The 8,160-nt window shown below is 52.0% G+C and carries 6 protein-coding genes; 3 read left to right on the top strand and 3 right to left on the bottom strand.

What is annotated here, in order from left to right:
• Window positions 1-82: 82 nt before the first annotated feature.
• The 3 genes from malG to malE form a co-directional block, all read right to left on the bottom strand.
• Window positions 83-973: a maltose ABC transporter permease MalG gene (gene malG, locus ACUU1M_RS08335; protein WP_001252058.1), complete on the bottom strand. Its 891-nt coding sequence runs from the start codon at window positions 971-973 to the stop codon at window positions 83-85.
• 14 nt (window positions 974-987) lie between these two features.
• Complete coding sequence (gene malF / locus ACUU1M_RS08340) at window positions 988-2,532, bottom strand: maltose ABC transporter permease MalF (protein ID WP_005077278.1); 1,545 nt, start codon at window positions 2,530-2,532, stop codon at window positions 988-990.
• Window positions 2,533-2,685: 153 nt separating this feature from the next.
• Window positions 2,686-3,876 carry a maltose/maltodextrin ABC transporter substrate-binding protein MalE gene (gene malE, locus ACUU1M_RS08345; RefSeq protein ID WP_000695403.1) on the bottom strand — a complete coding sequence of 397 codons (1,191 nt, stop codon included), beginning with the start codon at window positions 3,874-3,876 and terminating at the stop codon, window positions 2,686-2,688.
• Window positions 3,877-4,240: 364 nt separating this feature from the next.
• On the opposite strand from malE, the gene malK reads away from it, so the two are divergent.
• From malK to malM, 3 genes are all read left to right on the top strand, one after another.
• Window positions 4,241-5,356, top strand: a complete 1,116-nt coding sequence (gene malK / locus ACUU1M_RS08350; RefSeq protein WP_000179165.1) for a maltose/maltodextrin ABC transporter ATP-binding protein MalK — start codon at window positions 4,241-4,243, stop codon at window positions 5,354-5,356.
• Window positions 5,357-5,427: 71 nt separating this feature from the next.
• A complete protein-coding gene (gene lamB / locus ACUU1M_RS08355) occupies window positions 5,428-6,768 on the top strand; it encodes a maltoporin LamB (protein ID WP_000973660.1) in 1,341 nt (446 codons plus the stop codon).
• 151 nt (window positions 6,769-6,919) lie between these two features.
• On the top strand, window positions 6,920-7,840 hold the full coding sequence (gene malM, locus ACUU1M_RS08360; protein ID WP_000783441.1) for a maltose operon protein MalM: 921 nt from the start codon (window positions 6,920-6,922) through the stop codon (window positions 7,838-7,840).
• Window positions 7,841-8,160: the final 320 nt, after the last annotated feature.

Here is an 8,160-nt window from a genome sequence, read left to right on the forward strand (position 1 = left end):
CCGTGGAGCGCCGAATAATAGTCACAAGTTGGGATAACGTAAGTTGAGGGTGCAGCGGCATAACATTGGCAGAACAACATCTTTAACCTTTCACACCACCTGCCGTCAGGCCGTTGACCAGCCAGCGTTGAGCCAGCAAGAAGACGATGGTGATCGGTAATGCAGACATCACGGCAGCGGCGGCAAAGTCACCCCACAGGTAGTTTTGCGGGTTGAGGTATTGCTGCATCCCCACGGCCAGGGTGTAGCTGTTTACGTCACGCAGTAACAGCGACGCGACCGGAACTTCAGTAATGGCAGCGATAAACGACAGGATGAATACCACCGCCAGAATCGGTACTGACAGCGGCAACAGGACAAGGCGGAAGGCCTGCCACGGTGTCGCACCATCCAGCGCAGCCGCTTCTTCCAGCGAACTGTCGATGGTTTCGAAATAGCCTTTGATGGTCCAGACATGCAGCGCAATCCCACCCAGATACGCGAAAATTACGCCGCCGTGAGTATTTAGGCCAATGAATGGAATGTACTCACCCAGACGATCAAACAACGCATACAACGCGACCAGTGAAAGTACTGCCGGGAACATCTGGAAAATCAGCATTCCTTTCAGCAGCGTCGCTTTGCCTGGAAAGCGCATACGGGCGAAAGCGTAGGCGCAGGTGGTGGAGAGCGCCACAATGCCAATCGCGGAAATCCCAGCGACCTTTACCGAGTTCCACAGCCACAGCAGTACCGGGAATGGCGGTGGCGTAATGCGACCATCAGCCTGTTCAACGCTAAAACCTAACGCCAGTTTCCAGTGATCCCAGGAGATTTGCTCCGGGATCAGGCTACCGGTCGCGAAGTTTCCCTGACGCAGCGAGATAGCGACGACCATCAGCAGCGGGAACATAATCGCCGCGATAAAAAGTAGCAGTAGCAGGTGAGTAATAAACAAACGTGCTTTTTGCGATTTCGGTTGGACCATTGCCATTTTTGTTATCTCCCTTAATCAAACTTCATTCGCGTGGCTTTCAGGTTCACTATCGCCAGCGCACCCACCAGCAGGAAGATCAGCGTGGCAATTGCTGCCGCCAGACCGAAGTCCTGACCCCCGCCGCCTTCAAAAGCGATACGGTAGGTGTAGTTAACAAGCAGGTCGGTATAACCGGCTGGCGTGGTCGTGCCAAGACGATCCGGGCCGCCGTTGGTTAACAGCTGAATCAGCACGAAGTTGTTAAAGTTAAAGGCGAAGCTGGCGATCATCAGCGGCGTCAGCGGTTTAATCAGCAGCGGCAGCGTAATCTTAAAGAAGTTCTGGAACGGACCTGCGCCATCCATTGCTGAGGCTTCATACAAATCGTCCGGAATCGCTTTCAGCAAGCCCATGCAGAGGATCATCATGTACGGATAACCCAGCCAGGTATTGACGATAATCAGCATCGTGCGAGCGGTGGTCGGATCGCTGAACCAGGCGGGCTTCACGCCAAACAGCGCGCTCAACATCATGTTGATTTCACCGAAGCTCTGGTTAAACAATCCTTTGAAAATCAAGATTGAAATGAACGATGGCACCGCGTAGGGCAGAATCAGCAGGACGCGATAGACCGCTTTGCCGCGCAACGCTTCCCACTGCACCAGACATGCCAGAACCATGCCGACCGCCACCGTTAAAAAGACAGTGATCAGCGAGAACACCACGGTCCAGACGAAAATGGCGAGGAACGGTTTCTGAATGCCTTCGTCGGTAAAGACGCGGGTAAAGTTTTTCCAGCCGGTGGTCACGGTGTAACCGGGGCTTAGCTTTTCATCCCCCCAGTTGCCGTCGGCGGTAATGGACTGGTAAAAGCCAATTTGGTTATTCGGACGATATTTCACGCCACTCTGATTATTCGTCAACGTGCCGTCACCGTCGAGTGTGTAGAGCGGCTGCGTGCCAGAAAACTGGCGCAGGGAGCTCATCATCACTTTGTTGCCATCCGGCAGAATGGCGGTAATGTCACTCAGCGCCTGACGATTCTGGGTAATCACGCGCAGATTCGCGCGTTCGCCTTCGGGCTGGGCGGTCGTTTCTTTCAGTTGCAGTTTTTGCTCGCCGCCAAATTTAAACGCGTCGGAGAGGTAATTTTTGCCGGTTTCGCCGTCGCTGAGCGCCAGTTGCCACTTATCGCCCGCCGGGTAAAGACCAAAGTTATAGGTTTTGCCTGCTTGCCAGGAGCGATCTAACAACACTTCCTGCGCACGTTCAAAAGTCAGCTGGTTAGTGCTGCTGTAGTTGGTGAAGGCAATGGCGATGGTGCAGACCAGAGGGAAGAGGACGAATAATCCCATTCCAGCCATTCCCGGGTAAACATAGCGCCAGGCGTAGGCTTTACGATTGGCGAAAATATACAGCCCCGCTGAACTCAATATCAGCGTGGTAATGGCGAACAGGTATTCCCCTTGTGCGTACATTAAAACAACAAGGTAACCCACCAGCAGGCCGAGCAGACCTAGCACTGACCATTTCAGCGCGTCGCTTTGCCACCAATGTTTCTTTTTAATGACATCCATGGGGTTCTTCCTCATTCCAGGACGGATAAGGCTTTCACGCCTTATCCGACAACAACTGCCTGATGCGACACTGATGCGTCTTATCAGGCCTACATGCGTTTCAGTTTTGTAGGCCGGACAAGGCGTTCACGCCGCATCCGGCATTTCACAGCATTACTTGGTGATACGAGTCTGCGCGTCTTTCAGGGCTTCATCGACAGTCTGACGACCGCTGGCGGCGTTGATCACCGCAGTACGTACGGCATACCAGAAAGCGGACATCTGCGGGATGTTCGGCATGATTTCACCTTTCTGGGCGTTTTCCATGGTGGCGGCAATACGTGGATCTTTCGCCAACTCTTCCTCGTAAGACTTCAGCGCTACGGCACCCAGCGGTTTGTCTTTATTAACCGCTTCCAGACCTTCATCAGTCAGCAGATAGTTTTCGAGGAACTCTTTCGCCAGCTCTTTGTTCGGACTGGCGGCGTTAATACCGGTGCTCAGCACGCCAACGAACGGTTTAGATGGTTGACCCTTGAAGGTCGGCAGTACCGTTACACCATAATTCACTTTGCTGGTGTCGATGTTGGACCATGCCCACGGGCCGTTGATGGTCATCGCTGTTTCGCCTTTATTAAAGGCAGCTTCTGCGATGGAGTAATCGGTGTCTGCATTCATGTGTTTGTTTTTAATCAGGTCAACCAGGAAGGTCAGACCCGCTTTCGCGCCAGCGTTATCCACGCCCACGTCTTTAATGTCGTACTTGCCGTTTTCATACTTGAACGCATAACCCCCGTCAGCAGCAATCAGCGGCCAGGTGAAGTACGGTTCTTGCAGGTTGAACATCAGCGCGCTCTTACCTTTCGCTTTCAGTTCTTTATCCAGCGCCGGGATCTCTTCCCAGGTTTTTGGCGGGTTCGGCAGCAGATCTTTGTTATAAATCAGCGATAACGCTTCAACAGCGATCGGGTAAGCAATCAGCTTGCCGTTGTAACGTACGGCATCCCATGTAAACGGATACAGCTTGTCCTGGAACGCTTTGTCCGGGGTGATTTCAGCCAACAGGCCAGATTGAGCGTAGCCACCAAAGCGGTCGTGCGCCCAGAAGATAATGTCAGGGCCATCGCCAGTTGCCGCAACCTGAGGGAATTTCTCTTCCAGTTTATCCGGATGCTCAACGGTGACTTTAATTCCGGTATCTTTCTCGAATTTCTTACCGACTTCAGCGAGACCGTTATAGCCTTTATCGCTGTTAATCCAGATTACCAGTTTACCTTCTTCGATTTTGGCGAGAGCCGAGGCGGAAAACATCATCGTCGTTAATGCGGATAATGCGAGGATGCGTGCACCTGTTTTTATTTTCATAATCTATGGTCCTTGTTGGTGAAGTGCTCGTGAAAACACCTAAACGGACTCTAGTTTCTTTATACGGCAACCTCTTTCCATCCTCCTTGCCCCTACGCCCCACCGTTGCTTTGTGTGATCTCTGTTACAGAATTGGCGGTAATGTGGGGATGCGCACATAAAATCGCCACGATTTTTGCAAGCAACATCACGAAATTCCTTACATGACCTCGGTTTAGTTCACAGAAGCCGCGTTCTCATCCTCCCGCCTCCTCCCCCATAAAAAAGCCAGGGGGTGGAGGATTTAAGCCATCTCCTGATGACGCATAGTCAGCCCATCATGAATGTTGCTGTCGATGACAGGTTGTTACAAAGGGAGAAGGGCATGGCGAGCGTACAGCTGCAAAATGTAACGAAAGCCTGGGGCGAGGTCGTGGTATCGAAAGATATCAATCTCGATATCCATGAAGGTGAATTCGTGGTGTTTGTCGGACCGTCTGGCTGCGGTAAATCGACTTTACTGCGCATGATTGCCGGGCTTGAGACGATCACCAGCGGCGACCTGTTCATCGGTGAGAAACGGATGAATGACACTCCGCCAGCAGAACGCGGCGTTGGTATGGTGTTTCAGTCTTACGCGCTCTATCCCCACCTGTCAGTAGCAGAAAACATGTCATTTGGCCTGAAACTGGCTGGCGCAAAAAAAGAGGTGATTAACCAACGCGTCAACCAGGTGGCGGAAGTGCTGCAACTGGCGCATTTGCTGGATCGCAAACCGAAAGCGCTCTCCGGTGGTCAGCGTCAGCGCGTGGCGATTGGCCGTACGCTGGTGGCCGAGCCAAGCGTATTTTTGCTCGATGAACCGCTCTCCAACCTCGATGCTGCACTGCGTGTGCAAATGCGTATCGAAATCTCCCGTCTGCATAAACGCCTGGGCCGCACAATGATTTACGTCACCCACGATCAGGTCGAAGCGATGACGCTGGCCGACAAAATCGTGGTGCTGGACGCCGGTCGCGTGGCACAGGTTGGGAAACCGCTGGAACTGTACCACTATCCGGCAGACCGTTTTGTCGCCGGATTTATCGGTTCGCCAAAGATGAACTTCCTGCCGGTAAAAGTGACCGCCACCGCAATCGATCAAGTGCAGGTGGAGCTGCCGATGCCAAATCGTCAACAAGTCTGGCTGCCTGTTGAAAGCCGTGATGTCCAGGTTGGAGCCAATATGTCGCTGGGTATTCGCCCGGAACATCTACTGCCGAGTGATATCGCTGACGTCATCCTTGAGGGTGAAGTTCAGGTCGTCGAGCAACTCGGCAACGAAACCCAAATCCATATCCAGATCCCTTCCATTCGTCAAAACCTGGTGTACCGCCAGAACGACGTGGTGTTGGTAGAAGAAGGTGCCACATTCGCTATCGGCCTGCCGCCAGAGCGTTGCCATCTGTTCCGTGAGGATGGCACTGCATGTCGTCGACTGCATAAGGAGCCGGGCGTTTAAGCACCCCACAAAACACACAAAGCCTGTCACAGGTGATGTGAAAAAAGAAAAGCAATGACTCAGGAGATAGAATGATGATTACTCTGCGCAAACTTCCTCTGGCGGTTGCCGTCGCAGCGGGCGTAATGTCTGCTCAGGCAATGGCTGTTGATTTCCACGGCTATGCACGTTCCGGTATTGGCTGGACAGGTAGCGGCGGTGAACAACAGTGTTTCCAGACTACCGGTGCTCAAAGTAAATACCGTCTTGGCAACGAATGTGAAACTTATGCTGAATTAAAATTGGGTCAGGAAGTGTGGAAAGAGGGCGATAAGAGCTTCTATTTCGACACTAACGTGGCCTATTCCGTCGCGCAACAGAATGACTGGGAAGCTACCGATCCGGCCTTCCGTGAAGCAAACGTGCAGGGAAAAAACCTGATCGAATGGCTGCCAGGTTCCACCATCTGGGCAGGTAAGCGCTTCTACCAACGTCATGACGTTCATATGATCGACTTCTACTACTGGGATATTTCTGGTCCTGGTGCCGGTCTGGAAAACATCGATGTTGGCTTCGGTAAACTCTCTCTGGCAGCAACCCGCTCCTCTGAAGCTGGTGGTTCTTCCTCTTTTGCCAGCAACAATATTTATGACTATACCAACGAAACCGCGAACGACGTTTTCGATGTGCGTTTAGCGCAGATGGAAATCAACCCGGGCGGCACATTAGAACTGGGTGTCGACTACGGTCGTGCCAACCTGCGTGATAACTATCGTCTGGTTGATGGCGCATCGAAAGACGGCTGGTTATTCACTGCTGAACATACTCAGAGTGTCCTGAAGGGCTTTAACAAGTTTGTTGTTCAGTACGCTACTGACTCGATGACCTCGCAGGGTAAAGGTCTGTCGCAGGGTTCTGGTGTCGCGTTTGATAACGAAAAATTTGCCTACAATATCAACAACAACGGTCACATGCTGCGTATCCTCGACCACGGTGCGATCTCCATGGGCGACAACTGGGACATGATGTACGTGGGTATGTACCAGGATATCAACTGGGATAACGACAACGGCACCAAGTGGTGGACCGTTGGTATTCGCCCGATGTACAAGTGGACGCCAATCATGAGCACCGTGATGGAAATCGGCTACGACAACGTCGAATCCCAGCGCACCGGCGACAAGAACAATCAGTACAAAATTACCCTCGCACAACAATGGCAGGCTGGCGACAGCATCTGGTCACGCCCGGCTATTCGTGTCTTCGCAACCTACGCCAAGTGGGATGAGAAATGGGGTTACGACTACAACGGCGATAGCAAGGTTAACCCGAACTACGGCAAAGCCGTTCCTACTGATTTCAACGGCGGCAGCTTCGGTCGTGGCGACAGCGACGAGTGGACCTTCGGTGCCCAGATGGAAATCTGGTGGTAATAGCAAAACCTGGGCCGGATAAGGCGTTTACGCCGCATCCGGCATAAAAACAGGTTGTCATTATCTGAAAGGGGCGAAAGCCCCTCTGATTATCGGGTTTAGCGCGCTATTGCCTGGCTACCGCTGAGCTCCAGATTTTGAGGTGAAAACAATGAAAATGAATAAAAGTCTCATCGCCCTCTGTTTATCAGCAGGGTTACTGGCAAGCGCGCCTGGAATTAGCCTTGCCGATGTTAACTACGTACCGCAAAACACCAGCGACGCGCCAGCCATTCCATCTGCCGCGCTGCAACAACTCACCTGGACACCGGTCGATCAATCTAAAACCCAGACCACCCAACTGGCGACCGGCGGCCAACAACTGAACGTTCCCGGCATCAGTGGTCCGGTTGCTGCGTACAGCGTCCCGGCAAACATTGGCGAACTGACCCTGACGCTGACCAGCGAAGTGAACAAACAAACCAGCGTTTTTGCGCCGAACGTGCTGATTCTTGATCAGAACATGACCCCATCAGCCTTCTTCCCCAGCAGTTATTTCACCTACCAGGAACTAGGCGTGATGAGTGCAGATCGGCTGGAAGGCGTTATGCGCCTGACACCGGCGTTGGGGCAGCAAAAACTTTATGTTCTGGTCTTTACTACGGAAAAAGATCTCCAGCAGACGACCCAACTGCTCGACCCGGCTAAAGCCTATGCCAAAGGCGTCGGTAACTCGATCCCGGATATTCCCGATCCGGTTGCTCGTCATACCAGCGATGGCTTACTGAAACTGAAAGTCAAAACGAACTCCAGCTCCAGCATGTTGGTAGGACCACTATTTGGTTCTTCCGCTCCAGCTCCGGTTACGGTAGGCAACACGGCGGCACCAGCTGTGGCTGCACCTGCTCCGGTGCCGGTGAAGAAAAGCGAGCCGATGCTCAACGACACGGAAAGTTATTTTAATACCGCGATCAAAAACGCTGTCGCGAAAGGTGATGTTGATAAGGCGTTAAAACTGCTTGATGAAGCTGAACGCCTGGGATCGACATCTGCCCGTTCCACCTTTATCAGCAGTGTAAAAGGCAAGGGGTAATTACGCCCCACAGTGCTGATTTTGCAACAACTGGTGCGTCTCCTGGCGCACCTTTTTTTATGCTTCCTTCCTGGGATATGAGCGATTTTTTATAGTACTTCACTTCTTCTTCACTAAGAATGTCCATTATTTCAATGCATTATCAGAGATTCTTTTCCTTTCGCCGGTAGTGTCTGGACGCTCAGGCTACTTTTCCAGGTTATTTTATTTCTGTATTACAGAGGTTTTATGATAGGTCATATCACAAATTCTGGCGGCAATAACTCTTTGATGAAACATGATGTGGTGCAAGGAAATAATATAGTAGATCTTGATTTACT

Source organism: Shigella sp. SIG6, assembly GCF_053555815.1.